This is a genomic window from Mammaliicoccus sp. Dog046 (assembly GCF_034039665.1).
Classification (GTDB): domain Bacteria; phylum Bacillota; class Bacilli; order Staphylococcales; family Staphylococcaceae; genus Mammaliicoccus.
Genome location: NZ_CP120131.1, coordinates 1,851,635 through 1,878,082, shown reverse-complemented (window position 1 = coordinate 1,878,082; position 26,448 = coordinate 1,851,635). Strand labels below are relative to the sequence as shown.

Below are 26,448 nucleotides of genomic sequence, written 5' to 3'. Positions count from 1 at the left end.
CTTTTTATTATTTTAGTTTGTTTTCATCGATAGGATCATCTTCTAATGTTCTATTTGCTGATGAACTGATCGTTTGTCTATGTGTATAGACATTTCTAACAATTGTTTTTAGTACAGCATATGTTGGAACTGCAATTAAAATGGCAACAAATCCACCTAAATTACCGGCAGCTAATATAACAGTGATAATCGTTAATGGATGTATATTGAGTGATTTACCCATAATGTTTGGCGTAATGACATTACCTTCAAGCTGTTGACATATTAATGTGATAATACTAACCCATACAAGCATCATTGGATCTTGTATTAACGCTATGATTGCAGCGGGTATAAATGCTAACCATGGACCTAAGAAAGGTATCATATTTGTGATTAAAGCAAGTAGCGCTAATAATAGTGCGTAATCTAAACCGACAAATGTATAGCCTAAAAATAGTAATACGCCAAGAATAACACTGACAGTAACTTGACCTTGAATATATGATTGTAAAGTTTGGTTAATATCTTTACTTAAATTAACGACAAACCATTTTGTACGTCCTTTAAATGGTTTTGCGATAAACGGAATAAATCTTTCGTGATCCTTTAACATATAGATTAAGAAAAATGGTACTAAAATTAGTAAAAATAGTGTAGATACTAATGATGAAATATAACTAAATGAATTCGAAAGCATCTTAGTAACTATGGCACTTATAGTTTCGATAGAGTCGTTGATTTTTTGAGAAATGTTATCTGGTAAACGATCTCTTTGTTGTAAGGCATAGTCTACAATATTTTGTACTTCCCTTTGTATATATGGGATATTTTTAATTAAGTTATTAATTTGATCTGTTAGCACAGGTGCAATAGTTGAGATAAATAACATAATGACCAATATTAAAGTAATAAGAATAATTGATATGCTACCCCAGCGCGGAATTTTTCGTTTTTCGAGCAATTTTTGAAAAGGTAAGCAAATATAAAATAAAAATCCACCAAGTAATAACGGTAATAAAATAGAATGTATAATAACGATTACTGGATAAAAAATATGATTGATTTCCATAAATACTTTAATAATTAGAAACGTTAGGAGTATAGCAATTCCTGTACGAAACCAAGCTTTATTTAACAATGGAATAACCTCCTTAAGAACTTTGTCATACTTATATATTATAAGCGAAAATTCAGATTTAACAATGAAAAATGTGATTAATAATAATTAACAATATCCTTTATTTTCTAGAGCGATTATATTGTACGGATTAGAATAATTATTAAGTTAATGTGAATAAAATGTAAGGGATAAATTTTGATATATTAATATACTAAACCTTATTTAACAATGATGTAAGCGCTTACTTTGTTTGCGAGTATAATTTCAAAAAAAGATTGATTGTGTATTTATACATGGTATAATCGTAACAAGGTAAATTCGAAATTTTCTGATTTATAAATTACCTTAAAAGCTACAACAAAGGGGAGATTAATTATGGAGTCTATTGTTAGCTTTATGAATGAAATTGTTTGGAGTAAAGTACTTGTATATGGTTTGTTATTAACCGGTATACTATTTTCATTTATGATGCGGTTCTTCCAAGTTCGGCATTTTAAAGAAATGATTCGGTTGATGTTTCAAGGGGAAAAATCACCTACAGGTATATCTTCATTCCAAGCGATTGCAGTGTCATTAGCTGGTCGTGTAGGAACAGGTAACATTGTTGGTGTATCTACCGCAATCTTTCTTGGTGGTCCCGGTGCAGTATTCTGGATGTGGGCAACAGCATTCTTAGGTGCAAGTTCTGCGTTTATTGAATCTACACTTGGTCAGATTTATAAGAAAGAGATTAATGGACAATACCGTGGTGGACCTGCTTACTATATTGAATCAGGTATTAAAGGTAAAGTAGGTAAAATCTACGCAATTATCTTTGCTGTAGTAACTGTATTATCAGTTGGGTTACTGTTACCAGGTGTTCAATCAAATGCGATTGCTTCTTCAATGAAAAATGCATTTGGTTTAAACCAATGGATTATCGCGATTGTATTAGCAGTATTACTTGCTTTAATTATCTTTGGAGGTATTAAATCCATAGCAAATGTTGCAACAGCTGTTGTACCATTTATGGCAATTGTTTACATAGGTTTAGCGGTTGTTATCATTATTATGAATATTGATGCAGTTCCAGGACTTATTGCATTGATCTTTAAATCAGCATTTGGGGTTGAAGCTGCATTCGGTGGTATTCTCGGTGCAATGATTGAGATTGGTGTTAAACGTGGTCTTTATTCCAATGAAGCCGGTCAAGGTACTGGTCCACATGCTGCAGCAGCTGCAGAAGTATCACATCCTGCTAAACAAGGTTTAGTTCAAGCGTTCTCTGTTTATGTAGATACATTATTAGTATGTACAGCGACAGCATTAATGATTTTAATGTCAGGTACGTTTAATACGACAGATGGAACGACAAATAAAGATGGATCGCCACATTTAATGCATGATGGTGGTGTTTATGTGCAAAGTGCAGATGGCAGTAAAGATGTTAGTGGTACAGCCATGTATGCACAAGCAGGTATAGATAAAGCATTCTCAGGAGGGGATTATACATTTAGTCCTGACTTCTCTGGATTTGGATCTTACTTTATTGCACTTGCATTATTCTTCTTCGCATTTACGACAATTCTCGCATATTACTACATTGCAGAAACAAATATAAGTTATATATTTGATCCAAGTAGGCAAAAGATATGGATAAACGTCGTACGGATAGTGCTCATTACTGCGACAATCTATGGTTGTGTAAAAACAGCAGACGTCGCTTGGGCGATGGGTGACTTAGGTGTTGGTATGATGGCTTGGTTAAATATTATAGCAATCTGGATTCTGCATAAGCCGGCGCTACGTGCGTTACGTGACTTTGAGAAACAGAAAAAAGCAAAAGGCTCTGGTAATTATGCCATTTATAAACCAGGTCCAGAAGAAGTACCAACTGCTAAATTCTGGCACGAAGATTATCCTAAACGATTGAAAGAAATGGATATTGAAGAGAAATAATTAAACAATATCAAACGCTTTCAAATATACGCTCTCTACTGTACAATGTATTTATATGTATAGTTGGGAGCGTTTTTTATGGATAAAAAAATAGGTCTAGTTGACCAAATTAAACTTGAAAGTAAATTTTTGGAAAGGGAAGTGACAATCTCAATTTACTTACCTAAAGATTATACTGATCTATATAAGCATCATGTTGTGATTACATTCGATGGGCGTGATTTCTTCCAATTTGGACAAATTCATCGTACATATGAAAAGTTAAGATCCAATCACGAACTCGAAAGAGCGATTATTGTTGGTGTACATTATGAGGATGTTGAACGCAGAAGAACTGAATTCCATCCAGACGGTGAACATAGACGAGAAATGTCACAATTTGTTGTGAAAGAGTTATGTCCTTACATTGATAAAACATTCTCAACTTTAAAAGTAGGAAATGCAAGGATATTATTAGGGGATAGTCTTGCAGGAAGTATCGCTTTATTAACTGGTTTGGAATACCCACATCATTTTAGTCAAATAGGTATGTTCAGTCCAATGATCAATGAAACGGTAACACATGCATTTAATAGTTGTATATCTAAAGATTTATTAACAATTAAACATTATATAGGTTTAGAAGAAATTGAGTTTAAATTAATCAGTGGTAAGATGGCTGATTTCTTAACACCAAATAGAGCCTTTAGTGAACTTGTTAAGCAATCTAATGTCACATATGATTATGAAGAATTAAATGGCGGTCATACATGGAAAACATGGAAGCCAGAATTAGGAGAAATGTTAAGTTTCTTTTTAAGTGAGCATAATCAGAAAAATTTGATATAATAAAAGAGAAGAAAACAAAGGAGGAAGTGTCATTATGAAATTAGGCATCGTACTTATTCCATCTAAACCATTCCAAGAAGCAGTGAATGCTTATCGTAAAAGATATGACAAACACTACGCATTAATTGCACCTCACATTACAATTAAAGAGCAATTTGAAATTGAAGAAAGTACTTTAGAAGAGGTTAAGTCTAAAGTTGAAGAAGTAGCGAAAAAATCAGAACCACTTGAAGTACAAGTTTCTAAAGCATCTAGTTTTGCACCAACTAAAAATGTTATTTATTTTAAAGTAACTAAGACAGATCAATTAGAACAATTGTATAACGAATTTAATAGTGGAGATTTTTATGGAACAAGTATTCATCCATTTGTACCTCACTTTACAATTGCTCAAGGATTAACTAGTCAAGAATTTGAAGATATCTATGGTCAAGTTAAAATGGCAGGTATCAATCATTCTGAGACAATTGATACAATTAAATTAATGAAACAAAATGACGACAATACATGGTCAGAAGCAGCTTCATTTACTTTAGGCTAGTCATTTATATAATAAAAACGACAGTGTCTATTATTAAGGATAAGCATATCCTAGTAATAGATGCTTTTTTGTTTGATTTGAGCTTGGGTTATTAGCATATTGAGTTAGAAATGCAAATAAGAGGTGCCATATTAGCAAGAGTAGTCGAACATGCAAATAAGAGGTGCCATATTAGCAAGAGTAGTCGAACATGCAAATAAGGGGCGTCATATTAGCAAGAGTAGGCAAAGGTGCAAATAAGAGCTGCTATATTAGCAAGAGTAGGCAAACGTGCAAATAAGGCCGATCATTTGAAACGAAAAAACAGGCAGGGACATATTCGTCCTGCCTGTTTCTTTTATATTTTCTTTTTATGATTTATTACAAAATATGAACCGTAAAACAGTGCTAAGAATAAGAACATAATACTTGATGCATAGATTGTGTAATACACGTCGTTATATATTTCTGAAATGAGTCCGCCTAATACTGGACCTATCATTGTTCCGAATCCTTGTACACTATTGAATACGCCCCATGTTTCTTCTTGCACTTTATTGTGTATATGACTCGCCATAAAAGTATTCCAAGCTGGCAATAATAAGCCATAAATTGTTCCGATGAACAGTGCAATAATAAGTACAATGAATAATTGTGTTAATAACGTCAATCCAAATATAAATGAGCTATATGCTAAAAATCCAATGAAAATCACTGAATGTGTAAATATTTTAGAATGTTTATCCATTAATTTTGAGAAGAATAACATGGATATTGTACATCCAATACCACCGACAATCAGCATGAACGTATATTCTAATGTAGACACGCCCATATGTTTCGTTGCATATGTTGGTAGTATTGGCACGAGCATACCTATAGCCGAACCTTGTAAGAATATACCTGGGAATAGGAGTAAGTGCCTTTTCGTTACTTGAACAATTTCAGTGAGTTGCTTCTTAGCAGATTTACTCTCATAGTTTGTTAATTGTACTTTGACGAAATAGAACAGTATCCATGCCAAGAGTACACATAATGCCATCATAAATGTGAAGCGGGTAGGATGTATCTTGAATAATAAATTCATGAAGATCATACCTGATAACATTCCGACTAACCAGCTGAAGTATACATATCCCATTTGTTTACCGCGGGATGCCTCATCAACACTTGATAGCATAATAACCCAAATTGGGCTTACTGCTATACCAAGTAAAATGGCGCTCAATATAAATACGACTGGTGTAGGGAAAAATACGATTAAAGCTAAACTAGAAAAAGCTAACACAAATCCACACGTTAATATAATAGTAGGACCAAACCTTTTTAGAAGAAAACCGATAACGAAATTGGTTAATGCATCACTGACAAAGTGCAGTGTGATTGCTAAAGAAGTAATACCTACAGTTACTTTTGCAGTAGTTGCAGGTAGTATAGGTAAATAACTTAAAATGTACATACCTCTAGCAAATTCCATCATAAATAATATGACGAGCATTATCCAAAAGTCTTTTTTATAAAATGTTTTACCTGATGAAGTACTTGGCATACATTGGAACCTTTCCGTAAACTTCATTATAAGTGAGTGAATCACTTAATAATGAAAGTAAGTCGTTACAAATTGTTTCGGTTGATTTTTCAATATAGTTTTCTTCTAATCGTTGTGTCATTGCGTTTAATTCTTCTGGTTGGTTTATAAGTGAAATTACTTTGTTTGTTGCTTCTTCTGGTGTATGCGCGATACTTCCGTAACCTTTTTCAGAGAAGTACACAGCATTTTCTAATTCTTGACCTGGTGCTGGGTTTAAGAATATCAGCGGTAAATGTCTTGAAAAGGCTTCTGATATTGTTATACCACCTGGTTTAGTAATCATTAGGTGACTTGACGCCATCCATTCATTCATATGCTTTGTATAACCAAGAATGAGAACATTATCATTATCTTTAAAGTGTTGTCGTAATTCTTGTTTTAAAGATTTACTATTTCCGCAAATCATAACAATTTGTGAATGTTTAGCGTGTTGATCGATTTGACTTATCATTGAAGAGAAACCAGTAGACACACCAAACGCACCAGCTGACATAAGAATTAATTTCTTGTCAGGATCTAGCTTGTGCTTCATTAACCACTGATTACGGTCTATCGATGCTTCAAATTGTTTAGAAATCGGAATACCCGTTACTTTAACGTCACGTTTATCTACACCAATTGATTCGATTTCATTCTTTAAATCTTCCGTTGCAACATAATATCTATTAGAGTGTGATGTTACCCAGTTCTTGTGTAATCGATAATCGGTCATGACAGTTGCAATAGGTATATTTAAGTTAAATTGTTCAGTAAGTACTGAAACAACAGGCGTAGGGAAAGTTAATAAAATTAAATCCGGCTTTTCCTTTATAAGTAAGTTTAATAATTTATTTAATCCATAGTATTTATAGAAACATTTATCTATTTGTTCAGGTCTACTGTAATAGAAAAATTTATACATATTTCTAAAGTATTTAAAACTGTTGATATACCATTGTTTCGCTATTGAAGTCATAATCGGGTGCGCTTCTAAAAATAAATCATGCTCAATGACAGTTAAATGATTTAAATTCATTTCACCAAATTGTTTCACAATACTATTCGTAACTTGTAAGTGACCGTTACCGAAAGAACCAGTAATAATCAATAATTTTTTGTTTTGAGAAACCATTAGCCACACTCCGTATTTGTATTTAATATCTATGATAGTTTAACGCATTTTCCTTAATTTGTGAAAAGATATCGCATATAATTACAAAAATCACATAAATTATTTATAGTTGCTCAACAATATCTCAACACTTTCATTAATTCAAGTGTTAAAAAATCGGCATGCTTAATGAATTCTATGTGATAATCTACAAATATGTCAATAAATGAAACTAAAATTATTTATAACTAGTTATATAATGAGTTACGCAATTGAATATATATCCCAAGCTATAAAATCATATTAATTACGTGTATAATAAACCTATTGAATTATAAAGGAGAAATAACGATGGATGTTAATACGTTATTAAGTAAAATAAAAATTAAACAAGTATACGGCAATGTGAATCAAGATGTTGTTGATATTACAACAGATTCAAGAACAGCTCAACAAGGTTCAATCTTTGTTGCGTCTAAGGGATATACAGTAGATAGTCATAAATTTATTCCTAATGTTATAGAGCAACAATGTACTGTAATTGTAAGTGAAAAATATATCGACCTTCCAGAAGAAGTGTTATTAATCGTTGTTAAAGATACTTTGAAAGTTGCAAGTATTTTTAGTCATGTATTGTTTGATTTTCCGAGTCAACAGTTAACAACAATTGGTGTAACTGGAACAAACGGAAAGACTACAATTGCTACAATGATTCACCATTTAACGCGTGGTCTTGATAAAGGTAGTGCATACTTAGGGACAAATGGTTTTCAAGTCAACGAGACTGTCACTAAAGGTGTGAATACAACACCAGAAACAGTTACGCTAACGAAACATATCGTTGAAGCTGTAAAAAATGATTGTAAGAGTATGACATTTGAAGTATCAAGTCATGGTTTAATGATAGGTAGATTAAGAGGCGTTGAATTTGATATTGCTATTTTTTCAAATTTAACTCAAGATCACTTAGATTTTCATGGTACGATGGATGCTTATGGTCATGCTAAATCATTATTATTTAGTCAACTTGGGCAAGATTACAGAAAAGATAAATATGTCATTCTAAATGCAGACGATGCTTATACAGCGTCATTAATACCTGTAACGCCATTTGAAGTGTTTACATATGGTATCGACAACGATGCTGATTTTATGGCGACGAATATACGCGAATCTATAAATGGTGTACAATTTACACTTAACACGCCTTTTGGTGAATATGAAGTGAACTCGCCATACCTTGGAAAATTCAATGTATTAAATTTATTAGCAAGTATCCTTGGTCTATGGGTGCAAGGTTATGACATTGAACGCATTATTCATGCGGTTGATCACATGCCTCCAGTTGAAGGACGATTAGAAGTATTGGATAGAGATTTACCAATAGATTTAATTATCGACTATGCACATACGCCAGATGGAATGGATAAACTTATTGATGCAGTTAAGCCATTCGTTAAACAAAAATTAATATTCTTAGTTGGCATGGCTGGTGAAAGAGATTTAACGAAAACACCAGAAATGGGTAAAATTAGTTGTCGTGCAGATTATGTGATATTCACACCAGATAATCCTGCGAATGATGATCCTAAAATGTTAACTGCTGAATTAGCAAAAGGAGCGACACATAATAATTATGTAGAATTTGAAGATAGAGCAGAAGGAATTAAACATGCAATCGACATTTCAGAGCCAGGTGATACGGTTGTTTTAGCGTCAAAAGGCAGAGAACCATATCAAATTATGCCTGGCCACATAAAAGTACCGCATAGAGATGATTTAATTGGTTTAGAAGCAGCATATGAAAAATATGGAGGAAAGCCAAGTGAAGATTAGAGAAAGCCATTCTCAAAATTTAAATTGTAAAGTTTATATATATGAAAATAAAAAAGAAGAATATTTTGTGATATCTATTCCGGATTTATTTTGGTCAATTGAAGTAGATTATGAATTATATGGAGAATCTTTGATTGAACATCTTTACTTACATTTATTTAATGTACTTGATGAAGATGAAGCTAATGAATTAGCGAATAGAATAAGCCAATGGACATCTGAATTATAAGGAGAAATGAATCGTGACGATTAAACAAGAAGTAGAAAGTAGAAAGACATTTGCGATAATATCCCATCCAGATGCCGGCAAAACAACACTAACTGAAAAGTTATTACTATTTGGTGGTGCGATACGACAAGCTGGTACAGTTAAAGGGAAGAAAACAGGAAAATTTGCGACGAGTGACTGGATGAAAGTTGAACAAGAACGTGGTATATCTGTTACAAGTTCAGTTATGCAATTTAATTACGATCACTACAATATTAATATATTGGATACACCGGGACATGAAGATTTCTCAGAAGATACGTATAGAACATTAATGGCCGTTGATAGTGCCGTAATGGTTATTGACTGTGCAAAAGGGATTGAGCCACAAACATTAAAACTATTTAAAGTTTGTAAGATGCGTGGTATTCCAATTTTTACGTTTATCAATAAACTAGACAGAATGGGTAAAGAACCATTCGAATTATTAGAAGAAATTGAGAAAACGTTAGAAATTGAAACATATCCAATGAACTGGCCAGTAGGTATGGGTCAAAACTTCTTTGGTATTATAGATAGAAAAGATAAAACCATTGAGCCTTTTAGAGATGAAGAAAATGTACTTCATTTAAATGACGATTATGAATTAGAAGAAGATCATCCAATTAAAAATGATTCACAATTTGAACAAGCTATTGATGAATTAATGTTAGTTGATGAAGTTGGAGAAACTTTTGATGAAGAAATGTTATTAGCTGGAGAACTCACACCTGTATTCTTTGGTTCTGCATTAGCAAACTTCGGTGTTCAAAATTTCTTAAATGCATATGTAGACTATGCGCCAATGCCAAGTGGCCGTAATACAGAAGAAGGAGAAACGGTTGATCCATTCGATCAAGACTTCTCTGGATTTATCTTTAAGATTCAGGCGAATATGGACCCACGTCATAGAGATAGAATTGCATTTATGAGAATCGTAAGTGGTGCATTTGAAAGAGGTATGGATGTAACACTTCAAAGAAATAAGAAAAAGCAAAAAATCACACGATCCACATCATTTATGGCGGATGATACACAAACTGTGAATCATGCGGTGAGTGGAGATATCATTGGATTATATGATACTGGAAACTATCAAATAGGTGATACACTTGTTGGAGGTAATCAGAAGTTTCATTTTGAAACATTGCCACAGTTTACACCTGAAATCTTCATGAAAGTCAGTGCTAAAAATGTTATGAAACAAAAACATTTCCATAAAGGTATTGAGCAACTGGTTCAAGAAGGCGCAATTCAATTGTATAAAACATTGCATACAAACCAAATACTGTTAGGTGCGGTAGGACAATTACAATTTGAAGTGTTCGAACACCGAATGAAGAATGAATACAATGTGGATATTGTGATGGAACAAGTAGGTAAGAAAATTGCGAGATGGATTGAAAATGAAAAAGACATTACAGATAATATGAATTCAAGTCGATCTATCCTTGTGAAAGATCGTTACGATCAATACGTATTCTTATTCGAAAATGAATTTGCGACAAGATGGTTCGAAGATAAGTTTCCACAAATTAAATTATTTAGTTTGTTATAATCAAGAAAACATTGTATAATGACAAAGTAAAATTAAATAGACCTACGACTTTGTCGAAGGGGAGTAACTTTAGAATCTCAAAATTCTAGCATATTATCGTCATTACGAAACGTTTGTTTCCGGTAATATGGACATACTATAAATGTTAAGTGAGACCTTTGCCTTTTATTAGGCATGGTCTCTTTTATTTTCTAAAATTTAAAATGGAGTGTGACGTTATGGATCCGAGTTTATTACTGAGTTACGGTTGGGTATTAATTGTTTTAATTTTTCTTGAAGGCTTATTAGCTGCAGATAATGCGGTGGTTATGGCTGTTATGGTAAAACATTTACCTGCCGATTTAAGGAAAAAAGCTTTATTCTATGGTTTGTTAGGTGCATTTGTATTTCGTTTCTTATCATTATTCTTAATCAGTTTCTTAGCAAACTTTTGGCCAATTCAAGCAGCAGGGGCATTGTACTTAATTTACATGTCTGTGAAGAACTTAATTGACTTCAGGAAGCATAAAAATGAAGAGAATCAAGTTGTAGATGATGAAGATGTTGATCAAATAGATGAAGGACTTAATCGTAAAGGTCAACATAAAAAAGGTAAAGGCTTCTGGATGACAGTATTGAAAGTAGAATTTGCTGATATTGCATTTGCAATCGATTCAATGTTAGCTGCCTTTGCTATTGCAGTAACATTACCAGCAATGGGAATTGATTTTGGTGGAATGGATGCAGGTCAATTTGGTGTTATGTTCGTAGGTGGTATGATTGGTGTCATCATTATGAGATTCGCAGCAACATACTTTGTAGAATTATTGAACAAATATCCAAACTTAGAAGCGGCAGCTTTTGCTATTGTCGGTTGGGTTGGTGTTAAATTAGTCGTAATCGTGCTTGCTCATGATGAAATTGCTGTTTTACCACATGACTTCCCACACGGCATTTTATGGCAGTCAATATTCTGGTCAGTATTATTAATACTTGTTGTGTTCGGATGGTTGAGTTCTGTTCGCAATAATAAAAAAGCAAATGAATAAATAGTTATTAAGCTGGAACACATACAAAATGTTGTTCTAGCTTTTTTTATTTGAAGTAGTGCCGAGATATCGTGCGATTGGGTATGAATCGCACGAAGAGTTAAGGGGTAGTACCGAGATATCGTGCGATTAGGTATGAATCGCACGAAGAGTTAAGGGGTAGTACCGAGATATCGTGCGATTAGGTATGAATCGCACGAAGAGTTAAGGGGTAGTATCGAGATATCGTGCGATTAGGTGTGAAACGCACGAAGAGTTAAGGGGTAGTATCGAGATATCGTGCGATTGGGTGTGAATCGCACGAAGAGTTAAGGGGTAGTGCCGAGATATCGTGCGATTAGGTATGAAACGCACGATATCTTTTTCATATCCGTAAAATGTTGTTGAGACAATGTTAATGAGTCGTTAATTATAAATTAAAAATAAACTGATGAATTTTATCAATAAATGAAACAAAATTAGGTGTATAATATGGAGGACACAGTGGATATAGGTTAATAATTTTAATATAATATGGCATAATAGATACATTAAGTGTATAGATTGAGGAGGACAATAGATGTCACGAAAAAAACATGTCATTCCTAGAAATGAATATGCGAGACAACGCCGTGAATTCTTTCATAATGAAGAACGTGAAAGAAGGATTGAACAAGAACAAAAAGAAAATGAAATAAAAGAGGCAAATGAACAGGAATTACATAAGAAAAATGAATTACGTGTTAAGGAAAATATGCAAAAGGCACGTATTGAAAAATTAACTAAAGAAGAAATAAAGAAACAAGAAGAAGCATCTCAATCTCATCCAACGATTGACTTAGATGATGATAGTTTATCTGCGTCTCAATCTGATATGCCTAACGAAAGTGAGCATATAGATACACCTCATGAAAAGGTTGAACAAGAAAATCAATCTAAAGATGAAACATCTGATATTAAATATAAAAAAGCTAAAAAAGAACAAAAGCAAGAACAAAAAGAAGAACCTAAACTAGAGAATCAGACAGTTTATGCTCAGGACAAGAAGAGTGAATTTGAGAAAAATAAACAACTTGGTGCTAAGCATGATGAAAATGTTGAACAAAAATCTCAAAACAGCCAAAGTATATTAAATAAATTGTTAGCTAAAGTTGAAAAGCATTGGCCAATAATTGCGATTATATTAGCGATTATATTGATATTTATACTTGTTTGGAGTATTTTTCAAAATGTAAATCCTCCTAATGAAGGTAGAAAGACAATTGAAGAACAGCAATCACAAAAAGGTTTCCAAAAGCCTATAACGAATGTAATGGAAGCTGTTGAAAAATCTAAACGTTCAGTAGTAGGAGTATCACATGATGGTTCTGATGTCTCTAGTAAAAAAGCTTCATCTCAAAAAGAAAAAGAAGAAAATAGCGGCGTCGGTTCTGGCGTCGTCTATAAAGTTGAAGATAATAAAGCATACATAGTAACAAATGCACATGTTGTTTCTGATGATAAAAAACCAATTATAACGACATCTAATAAAAAGAAATTTGAAGGTAAAATCATTGGTTCAGATAAGTGGACTGATATCGCTGTATTAACGATTCCACTTAATAAAAATGATCATTTTAAACCAATCAAATTTGAAGACTCAGATAATTTGATTTTAGGTGAAACAGCAATCGTAATCGGAAGTCCATTAGGTGCTGAATTCCAAAACAGTATTTCAACTGGTGTTGTATCAGGATTAAATAGAAAAGTACCTGTTGATTTTGATGGTGATGACGAGTATGATTGGGAGATTAAAGCGATTCAAACTGACGCTGCTGTCAATCCAGGTAACTCAGGAGGACCAATATTAGATTCACAAGGTAATCTTATTGGTATCGTGTCATTGAAGATAGATATGCCGAATGTAGAAGGTATGGCCTTTGCGATTCCATCTAATGAAGCATCAGATTATATTAATAAGTTAGAAAAAGATGGCGAAATTAAACGTCCTTCGTTAGGCTTAATGGCACAAAACTACTCTAAATTAAGTGATAGTGAGAAGTCATTGATTAATTTACCAGACAAATATAAGTCAGGTATGGCTGTGATGGCTATTTCTAAAGGTGGAAGTGCCGATAAAGCAGGTATTAAATTCAATGATATTATCGTTGGTATTAACAATACTAAAGTAGAAAACAATCTTGAGTTTCGTAAAGCATTATACAATAATCATAAACTAGGTGATGAAGTAACATTCCAAATCATTCGTGATGGAAAAGAAATTACTAAATCATTTACATTGAAATAAATAGAGGTGACAATTTGTGTCCATTATTAAATACTTTTTTCAAAAAATGACTCCACAACAAGGTATTGTATTGTATTATTTGGGCGCAATTATTGTCGCCTTTTTATTATTAAATTTACCTTATGTGGTAAAACCAGGCGTCAAAGTTGCACCAGTCGACACACTATTTGTAGCGGTCTCAGGAGTGAGTGTTACAGGGCTAACACCAGTCACGATAGGTGAAACGTATACGATGTTTGGACAAGGTATTATATTGTTCATTTTAAATATCGGTGGTATCGGTGTTATGGCTATCGGTACATTGCTATGGGTTATATTAGGTAAGCATATAGGATTAAGAGAAAGACAATTAATCATGTTAGATAGTAATTCAAACGCGATGAACGGCGTTGTGAAATTAATCTTAGATATTGTTAGAACGATATTAATGATCGAAGTTATCGGTGCGATATTATTGTCATTCTATTTCTATAAAGATATAGGATCTATTAAAGAAGCAATTCATTATGGTATATTTGCATCTGTTTCAGCAACGACAAATGGTGGGTTAGATATTACAGGTGAATCATTGGCACCATATGCGAATGACTACTTTGTACAAACCATTATCATGTTGTTGATTATGCTAGGGGCGATAGGTTTTCCTGTGCTTATAGAAGTTAAAACATATATGCGTAATACGATTCCTAATTTTAGATTTTCATTATTTACTAAAATAGCTAGTGCAACATATTTATTCTTGTTCTTACTAGGTACGATTGTGATTTACTTATTTGAATTTTCAAATGCATTTAAAGGTGTTACTTGGCATAAAGCTTTGTTTTACGCTATGTTCCAATCATCATCTACACGAAGTGCTGGATTATCAACCATAGACTTAGGTCATTTCACTGAAGCAACGAACTTCTTCTTAGGAGGATTAATGTTTATTGGTTCATCTCCAAGTTCAGTAGGTGGGGGTATAAGAACAACAACGTTTACAATTTTAATCTTATACTTAGTGAACTTCAGTAACGGTAGAACGACCATTAAAGCCTTTAATCGAGAAATACATCCATTAGATATTCAAAGGTCATTTGCTGTTATTTCGTTAGCATTAACAATTACTTTTGTAGGTGTATTAATGGTTGTTCGATTTGAAGATGGTAAGCATGATTTATTATCTATATTCTTCGAGACCATGTCAGCATTTGGTACGTGTGGATTATCCATGGGGATAACCGATCATTTGCAATTAGGTTCTAAAATCGTTATCATGCTGCTGATGTTCATAGGGCGAGTAGGATTATTATGCTTTGTAGTCATGTTAGGTGGGAAATCAACACCTGATAAATTCCATTTCCCTAAAGAACGTATACAAATTGGATAAAAAAAGAGAAGTCGATATTCGACTTCTCTTTTTATTTTTTGCTTATATTTAAAGGTAACGTAATGATAAAGGTTGTTCCTTCGTTTTTATGAGATTGTACTTCGATGTGTCCTTTCCAGTCTTCGATTAATTTTTTACTTAAGTATAAACCTAAGCCGCTTCCTGATTCTTTTGTTGTAAAGAATGGTTCGAATATTTGTTCTTGTGTTTCTTTAGAGATGCCCATGCCGTTATCCTTAAATATGATGCATGCTTGTCCCGGACTTTGCTGTTGTAATTGTATTTCAATTGCCGGATTTGTTGTTTGTTCAAGTGCATCTTTTGCGTTTTGTATTAAATTAATAAGTATTTGTTTGAGTTGATCTTCTGAAATATATGCATAAATCGATTCTTCAGGTAATTTTAAATGTATATTGATATTATGTTGTTCTAGTTCATATGCTAGAAATGTTTGTACATCAGAAATTACTTGTGCGATATTAACGTTTGTATATGTTAAATTGGTTGGCTTTCCTAAATATAAAAACTGCGTCACGATATTATTAATTCTATCAAGTTCTTCAGTAATGATATTAAAGTGTCGATCTTTATAATCTTTATCGTATTTCATTCTTGTGAGTTCAATAAATCCATTAATACTTGTAAGTGGATTTTTAATTTCGTGTGCTGTATTAGCAGCAAGCGTACCGATTAGACGTAATTTCTCATTATTCGCTTGGTCAATTAGCTTTTCATGTTCCATTCGTTCAGTTCGGCTCTTATATAAAAGCGCGAGTATCGTTAATAATAAGAAAATGACTAAAAATATAAATATACTTGGTAATATGATTCGCGTAATATAGTTGTATTGTCCTGAAATCGTGATGAAGACGGGAAGATCTTTATACATATAAGTGATTTCTTTAGATTGTTGATGCTGTTTACCAACTTCATAAAATTTAGTGCCATCAATGCCTTTGACTTCAATGTTAAATCGTTTTGTAATCAATTTGATTTCATCCTTAAACGCACGCATATTGATTACTGTAGCTGCAGTATAGCTTTTATGATTAATATTTAAATCGTTAGTTAACAATAAAGTATCTGGACGTTTTAAATTATTTGATTTACTACTTAAAATTGAAGATTCATTAATAGGAAAGTGAAATTTATAATTATTAAAATGTTCCTCATCTTGCTTTATATTTCCTTTTCCTTTTGAATCATAAATCACTTTCTTATTTTCATCTATTACATAGATGTGATCAATCCATTGGTATCGTATATGGTTATCTTTCAAAAATTTATTAACAAATGCCTCATTATCTGAATTTGATAATATGGTTGTTAATGATTCTGAAATACTCGTTGTATCATTGATAAAAGACTGTATTTTTAGATTAACGATTTCTTTAGTATTGTTTAATCGTTGATTGACTCTATTTGTATAATTTCTATTTATTAATGCACCGACTGTTACTGATATGATTAATGCAATAATAATATTGAGTATAATAATTTTTGAAAAAGATTTCATTGGGTCCTCCTATGTGACATTCTACTTAATGAGTATATTATGTTAAATATGTATTGCCAACATAAATCTCAAAAACAATTGAATGTGTAATGATATAGATGGAACCATTCATCATTTAAAAGTGTTAAAATAAATAAAAAGAGGGGGTTAAACTTTGAAGACAAATGAACTCGTGACAATTGATTTATTAGCAACTTCTGATTTACACGGTCAGATAGGTAAGAGTGGTATTAGTGGTAACATCTTAAAGATGGCTACTTATGTTAAACATAAACGTAAAGCAAATCATCATGTACTCTTATTAGATAATGGAGGGATGTTGTCTGGGTCAATGTTTGCATTTTATTATGCACAAATTGCGCCATATAAAAGAAATCCCATGATTAAAATAATGAATGACATGCAATTCGATGCGAGTGGTGTGAGCCCGGATGAATTTAATTTTGGCTTAGACTTCTTAAATAAATCTATAGCATTAAGTCGATTTCCATGGCTAGCAGCAAATATAGAACATAGTAAGACGAGAGAACCGTATTTTACAACGCCATACACTGTGAAATATATAGATGGTATTAAAATCGGTATTATTGGATTTACATCCAGTGGACTAATGGAAAATAAAAACGTCGAGTTTGAAGATGAAGTCGTCGTTGGTGAATCAATGACCTCAGCTAAACGTTGGGTAAGATATTTACATGAGAAAGAAAGTCCTGACTTCTTAATTATGTTGTATCATGGTGGTTTAAACACATATACAGATAAAAATAATTACAGATCATACTATAGTAATAACGCGGAAAATATGATTAAAAGTACAGAAGGCGTTAATGTGATTATTACTGGGCATCAAGAGCATAATGTAGATTTAAAAGTCGCAGAAACGCAATTTATACAACCTGGTAAAGATGCTACAAATATAGTGGATATGTCTATACAATTTAGAAAAAGAACAAACTCTGTCGAAATCGTGGATACTTCAATTAAACATGTTGAAATTTCAAGTTATCCAGAAGATAGAGATTTATTAGAACTTACACATTTTGATCAAAAGGCAGTTCAACATTGGTCTGAGCAATGTGTCGTAGATAGTCCAGTTGTATTGAATTATAAAGAATTTACAGATATATTTACGAAACCACATCGATTTATGGCGTGTATCCAAAATAGTATGGCGCATGCATTTTCAGGAGAAAGTTTTGTTTGTGCGCATATTGGGAATCCTACTGGTCAAGGATTGAGAGGCGTGTTGCATGTGAAAGATGTTTATAATGCTTATGTCCATACGGATAAACCAATACACATTAAATTAAGTGGTAAAGAAATTAAGCGCATCATAGAGAGAACAGCAACAGCTTTGTCGAAAGAAAATGAATCTATCATTTATAATGAAGATATATTAGAACCAACATTGATGACTATTTGGAAAGGATTTAAATATACCATTGATCTCAATAAACCCGTTGGTAATAGAGTGCAACTAGAACAAGTAGAAATGGATCAGAAGTATGATGTCATTATGACTGATTATATATTTAGACACGTGAATAAAATTATCGAAGAATCTACGTATGAAATGTCTAAGAAGACTGTAATTGAATATATGATTGATGAAATTGGAGAGAAAAAAGGGAAGATAGACCTAGATTATGAATTTGAAGTTAAATAAAAGTGCTTTTCTATATAGATAATCTTTAGCCAATCGGCAAAGTCTTAGACTTTGCCGATATTTTTATTGACATATTGATATATCGGTATTAGAATTACATGTATCTTAAGTGAATACAAGTTATTTGAATATATTTTTTAGACAACATGTACTTGCGCTTAATACATGTACATGTTAACTAGGAGGAAGAAAGTATGAAAGTTATTTTAATTACTGGTGCAACAAATGGAATTGGACTTGAAACGGCTAAATTATTAGCTACACAAGGTCATATTGTGTATGCAGCAGGTAGAAATTTAGAAAAGTTGGAGTCCTTAAATAATATAAAATCATTATATTTAGATATTACAGATGAAAAGTCAATTGAATCTGCAGTAAATAAGGTTATAAGTGAACAAGATAGAATTGATGTATTAATTAATAATGCGGGCTATGGATCTTATGGATCAATAGAAGATGTGTCTTTAACAGAAGCCAGAAATCAATTTGACGTAAATGTTTTTGGATTAGCGAGTTTAACTCAAAAAATAATACCAGTTATGAGAAAACAAAATGATGGACATATTATTAATATTTCATCTATTTATGGAAGGTTTACAGCTTCATTTGGTGGTTGGTATCATGCGACTAAATATGCAGTTGAAGCTTTGAATGATACATTGAGATTGGAAACTAAACAATATGGTATAGAAGTAACCGTTATCGAACCAGGACCAATTAAAACTGACTGGGGTATTATTGCTGCAAATAAATTAGCCGATTCTGCTCAAGGGAGTGCATATGAGAAACAAGCACTAAAATCGTCAAATAGAATGAAAAAGCTTTATACATCTAACTTATTGTCTAAACCACAAGTCGTATCAAAGGCGATTGCCAATGTAGTTAATAAAAAGCAACCTAAAGTGAGATATGTTGTTGGAAGAGGAGCAAAATTTTTTATTTTCCTAAATACAATTATACCAACACGTATTTTTGATAAAATTATTTCAAAAATATAGTTTAACTAAGTAAATATGATTAATAAAAAATGAAGGAGTAATTACATGGATTCAAAGTTTTCTGTCGCAATTCATACTTTAGTTATGGTTTCAAAGTACTCACCAAATATCAATTCAGAAGATATTGCAAATAGTGTTAAAACCAATTCAAGTTATATAAGAAAAATAGTCTCACTGTTAAAGAAAGCAGATATTATTAAGACTTATCAAGGCAAAAGTGGAATTATTTTAAATGTACCTAAAGAGGAACTAAATTTACTTGATATTTATTTAGCTGTGAACAATAAAAATAAAAAATTACTAGATGTTCATACTGAAGCGAATCAAAATTGTCCTGTAGGAAAACATATTGAAAATGTGTTGATACCTACTTTTGATAATATAGAAGATCAGTTTTATATTTATTTAAAAAATAAAACACTAGCAGATATTATAAATGAAATTAGTAAATGTAAATAGGTCGAGAGATCTATAGTTATGTGAAAATTCAGGAGGAAATTATTCATATGTTAAATGAATTTAAGTTCATATTTAAAAATAGAAAGCTAATGATTTCATTGATATCAATATCACTAGTCTCAGCAATATACGTCGCGATGTTTGTAGGATCGGTTTTTAATCCATATGATAGAACGAAAGATTTAAAAATTTCTGTCGTCAATCACGATAAATCAATAGATACCAATGGTAAAACAATTTCTATAGGTGATGACTTAGTTAACAAATTAAAAGATAAAAATACTTTTGATTTTCAAAGTATAAATGAAAAAGAAGCATTAAAGCGACTTAAATCTGGGGAATCATCAGGAACGATTATTATTCCTGAAGATACTTCGAAAAATGCATTAACTATATTAAGTAAGGATCCCAAAAAAATTAATATAGAAACACAAGTTAATCCGGGTGCTAGTTATATTGGAAGTCAAACTTCTAAAAAGGCGCTTGATATTGTAATAGAATCAATTAATCAAAATATACGTACAAAATATTTAACTGAAATATTTAATAATGTTAATAAGTCAAAATCGAGTCAAACAACGACTCAACAAAAAGGTATGAATTTTGATAAAAATAATGAAATGGTTCTGAATAATGCTACTAAAGTAACTGAAAATAACCCGACGAATATTGATTATTATGGGGAGAGTATCGTTCCTTATATGGCTGGCGTAAGCCTCTTTGTTGTAGCAATTTCTATTTGTGCAATTTATCCATTTAGAAAAACAATTAATAGAGATACACCAGTAATAAAGCAAACGCTTGGTAAATTTATGTTTTATATAGTAGAAGGTACATTAGCTGCTATTTTAATGAATATTTTGGTCATATTTGTGTTTCAAATACATATTGATCATATAGCGCAATTTATTGTAATGAGTATATTATGGGGGATTGCTGCTATTTCTATTACATCGTTCTTAGGCTTATTATTGGATAGAATAGGACTATTTTTATCAATGATCTTACTCGTATTTCAATTGAGTTCAAGTGAAGGAATGTTTCCAATCGAACTTTCACCGAAGTTCTTCCAATTAATTAATCCATTATCACCAATGTCATATGTAATTCAAGGGTTTAGAGAAGCAATGTTTACAAATGCAGGACATTATAGTTATGGAGTAGCAATATCCGTAGTTATTGGAATTATTATAGTGATGGCACTGTTACAATTTCTAGTTTTAAAATGGTTCAACGGTAAAGATAAACTTCCATTTGCAATGGAATTTAAATAATGTTGAAGTATTTATGAGATATAAAATTATATGAATGATACAAAATAGCTATAAAGAAATCTAGAACATTAGATTTCTTTATAGCTATTTTTAGTTATCAGACAAAAGAATAAAATTAAACATTCAAAATATCTTATAGAGTTTAAATTTACACTTAGTAGCATATATAGTTTTTAAAATAATAGTAAAAATTAATGATAGGTAAAAAGAATTAATACATTTACTAAAATAAATGTATTATGCTATATACTTAATGTTGAATTTATAATAAAATAATTTAAGTAAATATTCATTTAATTATACATAGGTAAGGAGAAACGAAGATGAATTTATTAATTTTAATCATTATTGCGGTCATAATAGGCCTAGTCTTATTGGGATCATTAGTATGGTACCTTTACATGAAAGCGCGTTTTAAAACAGTGCCTTCAAATGAAGCTTTAATTATTACAGGTCCAAATATTGGGGACCCAAAAACAGAATCCAATGTGTATCAAGATGATGAAGGACGTCATATGAGAGTCGTACGTGGTGGCGGCTATAGAATGAAGATGTTCCAATCATCAACACGTATTTCTTTAAAATCATTTCAATTAGAAATTAAAACACCTGTTGTCTGGACTAAAGCAGGCGTAGGTATTGAGGCAGAAGCAGTAGCAACGGTTAAAGTTGCCGATCAGTTAAAAGGCATCGTGAAGTATGCTGAACAATTCTTAGGTAAATCAAAAGACGAAGTGTCTGATGAAATATCACAAGTATTAAATACTAACTTACGTGCAATCTTATCTAAAATGACTGTCGAAGAAATTAACTCAGATAGAGAAGCGTTTAATAACAAAGTAACAGAAGTTGCTCAAGAACAACTTAATAATATGGGCTTTACGATTACATCTCTAGGGTTATCTGATATAAGTGATAATGAAGGTTACTTAGAAAATCTAGGGAAACCTGAGATCGCTAAAATTAAGAAAAAAGCAGATATTGCTGAAAGTGATGCTTTAAGAGAAACTGAGATGAAAATCGCAGAAAACACTGAATTAACGGAGAAAGAAAAGATTTCTCGTGAAATGAATGTTGCTGACTCTCGTAGAGAAAAAGATTTAAAAGAGCAATCTATTTTAAGTGAAACAAACAAAGCGAAAGCACAAGCTGAAGCTTCTGGTCAGTTAGAGCGTGAGTCTAGAGCATTAGAAATTAAAGAAAAGCAATTGAGTGTAGAACGTACTGAAAAAGAAAATGAATTACACTTAATTCAAATGGAACGTGAAAACGATGTTCGCATTCAACGTCAGAAAGATGATGTACGTCGTCAACAATCTGAAACAGATGCAGCCATTAAAATTAAACAAGCTGAAGCATCTTATGAAGCACGTATCAAAGAAGGTAAAGCCGAAGCGGAAGTTATTAGAGAACAAGAAAAAGCTAAAGCAGATGGTTTAAGAGAAAGAGCAAAAGCACTTTCTGAAAATAAAGATGTGATGTTAGCTGAAATGATGATTCAAACGTTACCAGAATTTGCGAAAGCAATTGCAGAACCATTATCAAATGTTGAGAATATCCGTATTCTTGACGGTGGCAATGGACAAGGTATCAATTCATTAGCAAACGGCATTATTTCTCAAATGGCAAATGCTGAAGAAGGATTAAATCAAATGACAGGATTTAATTTAACTAAGATGCTTGAAAACGTCTCTAATCAAAAGAAAACATATGCTTTTGAACAAAATGAGACTGCTAATGACGATAGTGAACTTGCAAATGAAGCAGAATCAGAAGTAAAGACAGACGAATTAGAAGAGACAGAACAAGTAGTAGCACAAGAAAAAACAGAAGATGTATCTGAAACTACTAATGTAAACGATCAAACAGAAAAATAATAAAAAAACAGAAAGCATTCAATCAGATGATTGAATGCTTTCTGTTTTTAAATTTAGCTAAAAATAATAACAAGTATAATAATTGCTGCAACTTGGGCAATATAAGAAGTCACTATTCTCTTTGTATAGTAGAACAAAGTAGATAATATTAATTGTGCTAAAAATATAAAAATAAAAATAGCTATATTATCTAAATATAAAAACAATGAACTTGATGCTAATGCACTAACAACAATTGCTATAACCGGTTGTGAAAATTTCATTTGTAGTTGATTTTGTAGAATCGTTCTAATATATAGTTCATGACACGGTATAGCGATTACAATCGTTACAAGCATTTGCCATTTATAAAACACACCAGCATACATGAGTTCTTTTAATAATGATGCATAAGAAAGCCCACTATAAACTTGTGATAACAAAAGTTGTAGAATAACCATTAAGATTGCACCAATTAAACCATAACCTATAGATTGTAGTAACCGTTTAGATTTAATGTCGCGTTGATAAAAAATATAGCTTATACCTGCAATCAACATGATGCCTGTATATAAATACCAAAATACTTCTTTTTCACCTTGCATTAAAAATAATATAAGGTGGAAAAATACAAAACTAGAAATGAACCATATTAATTGAGCATTAATTTGATTTTTCACTATTATCCCTCTTCAGAAATTATAGTATAGCGTTTATGATTCACGACCGTTTTTTCAGGTAACTCTAAACTTTCAAAGTTATCCATAATTGTTAGGTCAACGATAACTGAATTTTCATTAATTTTTTCTACGCGGCCTTTTAATCCATCTTGAAATTCAATAATATTTCCAACTTCTGCAACTGTCATGTTATTCCTCCTAAATAATACTATGAAACATTATACTAAATTACTGGAACTTATTAAAGTATAAATGCATGTTGTCTCTATTTTAGCACAAACATATCTTACATATAATGAATTAAACATATGGTAAGATAAAAATAAGGCATTTAGGGGAAAATAAGGAGGATAAAAAAATGAAATTTGTTAGTAATAATGGGATAAATGATCCAATGATTAATTTAGCAATGGAAGAATATGTACTAACTTCATTACCGAAAGATGATAGTTATTTCTTGTTTTATATTAATCAACCTTCAATCATCGTTGGTAAAAATCAAAATACGATTGAAGAAGTGAATCAAGCTTATGTTGAAGAGCATAATATAAAAGTCGTCAGAAGAATTTCTGGTGGAGGTGCGGTGTATCACGATTTAGGAAATTTGAATTTTAGTTTTGTAACGAAAGATGATGAAGATAGCTTTCATAATTTCGCGAAATTTACACAACCAATTGTAGATGCACTTAACGCAATGGGTGTAAATGCTCAAATTTCTGGACGTAATGATATACAAGTCGGGGACAGAAAAATTTCTGGGAATGCAATGGTGAAACAAAAAGATAGAATGTTCTCTCATGGTACATTGATGTTGAATAGTGAAATTGAAGAAGTAGTAAATGCTTTGAGAGTAAATGAAGCTAAAATTAAATCAAAAGGTATTAAATCTATTCGATCTAGAGTTGCGAACATACAAGAATTTTTAGACGAACCAATGGATATCGAAACGTTCAAACAACATATACTTACTTCTATTTTTAAACAAGAGGGTAGTGAAGAAGTAGAAGAATACCATCTTACACAAGAAGACTGGGATAATATTAATGAACTCAGTAAAAATAAATATCAGAAGTGGGAATGGAATTATGGTAAAAATCCAAAATATAATTTTGAAAGAAGCCACAAGTTTGAAAAAGGGTTAGTACAAATTAAATTAGACGTTAAAAAAGGAATTATAGAACACGCTGCAATATTTGGAGACTTCTTTGGTGTAGGGGACGTTAAAGATATTGAATCAGCAATTGTTGGTGTACAACATCAGAAACAATATTTGACTGAAGCATTAGCGGATATTGATACGTATCATTACTTTGGTGATATTGATAAAGAAGAATTAATTAAATTAATGCTATAAAAAAAGAGACTATTTTTGATTGTTTTCAAAAGTAGTCTCTTTCTATGTGTTAAATTTTAAATGACAACTCACGATTGCAAATCCTCCAACTGTATTAATTCTTCACTGTATTGTTCAAATAAAGTTTGATTACGATTTGCGAGTGATTCATCTATTAGAACGGATAATTCACGTTTACGGTTTTCTCGTAAAGCAGAGTCGATGACAAGTTCAACAGATAAGTCATTTAAGTTATTAACAAACGTTTCTAAGCTTTGATGTTTAACTTGTGAATATGGTTTCATTTTGAACAACCCCCTTATTTATTTGTTAAAATTATAGCGTATTTATTTTCTAAATGCAATGAATATTCAGAAAATTTTAAAAAAGTTATGCTTATTTAGATATTAAAAATAATCTAACTTTATAAGTCTATTATAATTTAGTATTTATAATTTTCAAATAATAATGCTCAGCAGAACATTTAAAATTTACTTTACAGAGATATTGTTAAAAATCAAATTAATTATGAAAGAAAAATGACCAAAAAGAGGGGATCCATTTTTATAAAAAACAAATAGAAATACTTGTAAAAAACATTGACTTAAAAATAGAATTGCACTATATTATATGTAGATAAATATAAAAAGTGAAAAATAGAATATCAAAAAGGAGGCATGTTGAATGACCAAATTCATCATTAAGCAATCAACAATCTATTTAAAAGGAATTAAAGTGAATGATCATCTTGTTCACACTGAAGTTTTAGAAGTGGGGAAACAACCCTACATTATTGAACAGAAACCTCAAGAAATTATGAATCAATCGTGTCGATTTTACGGAGAACATTTTCAAGAACGAAAATTATTTACAAATCGACTCATAGGATCAACAAGCAAACAACCCATTTTAGTATCTCCATTTACATCTACTTATTTCTTCTGCACACAATCCGAAAGAACACCTGATAATACTTGGATTAATATTCTTTATGTACAACACCTCAAAAAACTCAAAGGCAACAAAACAAAAATACTACTAGAGCAAGACCAAACTCTCACATTTCCAATTTCTTATCACATCGTGCGACAACAATATTTAAAATGCACTGACTTATTCTTTTCCAATCATAGAAAAAATTTATTCATTAAAAAACTGAATGGTCCTAATATAGATCACTCACAAGAAGGTTATAATATAATGGATGTAATGAAAATGTATCCGAACGATTAAATATAATCAGGAAAATTGAACATTAATGGAACAAGTGCAAGTAAAGTGTAAATGTTCCGT

The 26,448-nt window shown here is 31.6% G+C and carries 23 protein-coding genes; 16 read left to right on the top strand and 7 right to left on the bottom strand.

The window, feature by feature from the left end; translation table 11 throughout:
• Window positions 1-7: 7 nt before the first annotated feature.
• A complete protein-coding gene (locus P3U32_RS09310) occupies window positions 8-1,120 on the bottom strand; it encodes an AI-2E family transporter (protein ID WP_323702861.1) in 1,113 nt (370 codons plus the stop codon).
• 354 nt (window positions 1,121-1,474) lie between these two features.
• Here P3U32_RS09310 and P3U32_RS09305 point away from each other — a divergent pair, with 354 nt between their 5' ends.
• From P3U32_RS09305 to P3U32_RS09295, 3 genes are all read left to right on the top strand, one after another.
• Window positions 1,475-3,040 (top strand): alanine/glycine:cation symporter family protein, encoded by a 1,566-nt coding sequence (locus tag P3U32_RS09305; protein ID WP_323704870.1) that lies wholly within the window; start codon window positions 1,475-1,477, stop codon window positions 3,038-3,040.
• Between the two features lie 78 nt (window positions 3,041-3,118).
• Window positions 3,119-3,868: an esterase family protein gene (locus P3U32_RS09300; protein ID WP_323702860.1), complete on the top strand. Its 750-nt coding sequence runs from the start codon at window positions 3,119-3,121 to the stop codon at window positions 3,866-3,868.
• A 34-nt stretch (window positions 3,869-3,902) separates the two neighbouring features.
• On the top strand, window positions 3,903-4,409 hold the full coding sequence (locus P3U32_RS09295) for a YjcG family protein (RefSeq protein ID WP_323702859.1): 507 nt from the start codon (window positions 3,903-3,905) through the stop codon (window positions 4,407-4,409).
• Window positions 4,410-4,746: 337 nt separating this feature from the next.
• Here the strand turns inward: P3U32_RS09295 and ltaA are convergent, their stop codons facing one another.
• Window positions 4,747-5,937: a lipoteichoic acid biosynthesis MFS flippase LtaA gene (gene ltaA / locus P3U32_RS09290; RefSeq protein WP_323702858.1), complete on the bottom strand. Its 1,191-nt coding sequence runs from the start codon at window positions 5,935-5,937 to the stop codon at window positions 4,747-4,749.
• Complete coding sequence (locus P3U32_RS09285; RefSeq protein ID WP_323702857.1) at window positions 5,915-7,090, bottom strand: diglucosyl diacylglycerol synthase; 1,176 nt, start codon at window positions 7,088-7,090, stop codon at window positions 5,915-5,917. Before P3U32_RS09285 ends, ltaA begins: the two co-directional genes overlap by 23 nt.
• 330 nt (window positions 7,091-7,420) lie before the next feature.
• Between P3U32_RS09285 and P3U32_RS09280 the strand changes: the two genes are divergently transcribed.
• From P3U32_RS09280 to P3U32_RS09255, 6 genes are all read left to right on the top strand, one after another.
• Window positions 7,421-8,905, top strand: a complete 1,485-nt coding sequence (locus P3U32_RS09280; protein ID WP_323702856.1) for a UDP-N-acetylmuramoyl-L-alanyl-D-glutamate--L-lysine ligase — start codon at window positions 7,421-7,423, stop codon at window positions 8,903-8,905.
• Entirely contained in the window at window positions 8,895-9,134 is a 240-nt protein-coding gene (locus tag P3U32_RS09275; RefSeq protein ID WP_323702855.1) for a YueH family protein, read from the top strand. The genes P3U32_RS09280 and P3U32_RS09275 overlap by 11 nt, the downstream gene beginning before the upstream one ends.
• A 13-nt stretch (window positions 9,135-9,147) precedes the next feature.
• Window positions 9,148-10,710 (top strand): peptide chain release factor 3, encoded by a 1,563-nt coding sequence (locus tag P3U32_RS09270; protein ID WP_323702854.1) that lies wholly within the window; start codon window positions 9,148-9,150, stop codon window positions 10,708-10,710.
• A 218-nt stretch (window positions 10,711-10,928) separates the two neighbouring features.
• On the top strand, window positions 10,929-11,738 hold the full coding sequence (locus P3U32_RS09265; protein ID WP_323702853.1) for a TerC family protein: 810 nt from the start codon (window positions 10,929-10,931) through the stop codon (window positions 11,736-11,738).
• Between the two features lie 559 nt (window positions 11,739-12,297).
• Complete coding sequence (locus P3U32_RS09260) at window positions 12,298-14,004, top strand: S1C family serine protease (protein ID WP_323702852.1); 1,707 nt, start codon at window positions 12,298-12,300, stop codon at window positions 14,002-14,004.
• Between the two features lie 16 nt (window positions 14,005-14,020).
• The gene (locus P3U32_RS09255; RefSeq protein ID WP_323702851.1) at window positions 14,021-15,373 is read left to right on the top strand and encodes a TrkH family potassium uptake protein; all 1,353 of its coding nucleotides are present in this window, start codon (window positions 14,021-14,023) and stop codon (window positions 15,371-15,373) included.
• A 31-nt stretch (window positions 15,374-15,404) separates the two neighbouring features.
• Here the strand turns inward: P3U32_RS09255 and P3U32_RS09250 are convergent, their stop codons facing one another.
• Window positions 15,405-16,889 carry a two-component system sensor histidine kinase NtrB gene (locus tag P3U32_RS09250; protein WP_323702850.1) on the bottom strand — a complete coding sequence of 495 codons (1,485 nt, stop codon included), beginning with the start codon at window positions 16,887-16,889 and terminating at the stop codon, window positions 15,405-15,407.
• A gap of 154 nt (window positions 16,890-17,043) precedes the next feature.
• Between P3U32_RS09250 and P3U32_RS09245 the strand changes: the two genes are divergently transcribed.
• The 5 genes from P3U32_RS09245 to P3U32_RS09225 all read left to right on the top strand — a co-directional run bounded on the left by P3U32_RS09245 (window position 17,044) and on the right by P3U32_RS09225 (window position 23,163).
• A complete protein-coding gene (locus P3U32_RS09245; protein WP_323702849.1) occupies window positions 17,044-18,555 on the top strand; it encodes a bifunctional metallophosphatase/5'-nucleotidase in 1,512 nt (503 codons plus the stop codon).
• A 194-nt stretch (window positions 18,556-18,749) separates the two neighbouring features.
• Entirely contained in the window at window positions 18,750-19,553 is an 804-nt protein-coding gene (locus tag P3U32_RS09240; protein ID WP_323702848.1) for an oxidoreductase, read from the top strand.
• A 45-nt stretch (window positions 19,554-19,598) separates the two neighbouring features.
• The gene (locus tag P3U32_RS09235) at window positions 19,599-20,012 is read left to right on the top strand and encodes an Rrf2 family transcriptional regulator (protein ID WP_323702847.1); all 414 of its coding nucleotides are present in this window, start codon (window positions 19,599-19,601) and stop codon (window positions 20,010-20,012) included.
• Window positions 20,013-20,059: 47 nt separating this feature from the next.
• Complete coding sequence (locus P3U32_RS09230; RefSeq protein ID WP_323702846.1) at window positions 20,060-21,286, top strand: YhgE/Pip domain-containing protein; 1,227 nt, start codon at window positions 20,060-20,062, stop codon at window positions 21,284-21,286.
• A 323-nt stretch (window positions 21,287-21,609) separates the two neighbouring features.
• Window positions 21,610-23,163: a flotillin family protein gene (locus tag P3U32_RS09225; protein WP_323702845.1), complete on the top strand. Its 1,554-nt coding sequence runs from the start codon at window positions 21,610-21,612 to the stop codon at window positions 23,161-23,163.
• A gap of 53 nt (window positions 23,164-23,216) precedes the next feature.
• Here the strand turns inward: P3U32_RS09225 and P3U32_RS09220 are convergent, their stop codons facing one another.
• Both P3U32_RS09220 and P3U32_RS09215 read right to left on the bottom strand, forming a co-directional pair.
• On the bottom strand, window positions 23,217-23,822 hold the full coding sequence (locus tag P3U32_RS09220; protein WP_323702844.1) for a CPBP family intramembrane glutamic endopeptidase: 606 nt from the start codon (window positions 23,820-23,822) through the stop codon (window positions 23,217-23,219).
• Window positions 23,823-23,824: 2 nt separating this feature from the next.
• Window positions 23,825-24,010, bottom strand: coding sequence for a YkvS family protein (locus P3U32_RS09215; RefSeq protein ID WP_323702843.1), 186 nt, complete (start codon window positions 24,008-24,010; stop codon window positions 23,825-23,827).
• A 170-nt stretch (window positions 24,011-24,180) separates the two neighbouring features.
• On the opposite strand from P3U32_RS09215, the gene P3U32_RS09210 reads away from it, so the two are divergent.
• Entirely contained in the window at window positions 24,181-25,176 is a 996-nt protein-coding gene (locus tag P3U32_RS09210; RefSeq protein WP_323702842.1) for a lipoate--protein ligase, read from the top strand.
• Window positions 25,177-25,244: 68 nt separating this feature from the next.
• On the opposite strand, the gene P3U32_RS09205 is transcribed toward P3U32_RS09210, so the two are convergent.
• Window positions 25,245-25,460: an IDEAL domain-containing protein gene (locus P3U32_RS09205; protein WP_323702841.1), complete on the bottom strand. Its 216-nt coding sequence runs from the start codon at window positions 25,458-25,460 to the stop codon at window positions 25,245-25,247.
• 379 nt (window positions 25,461-25,839) lie between these two features.
• Here P3U32_RS09205 and P3U32_RS09200 point away from each other — a divergent pair, with 379 nt between their 5' ends.
• Complete coding sequence (locus tag P3U32_RS09200; RefSeq protein ID WP_323702840.1) at window positions 25,840-26,388, top strand: competence protein ComK; 549 nt, start codon at window positions 25,840-25,842, stop codon at window positions 26,386-26,388.
• The last annotated feature ends 60 nt before the right edge of the window (window positions 26,389-26,448 follow it).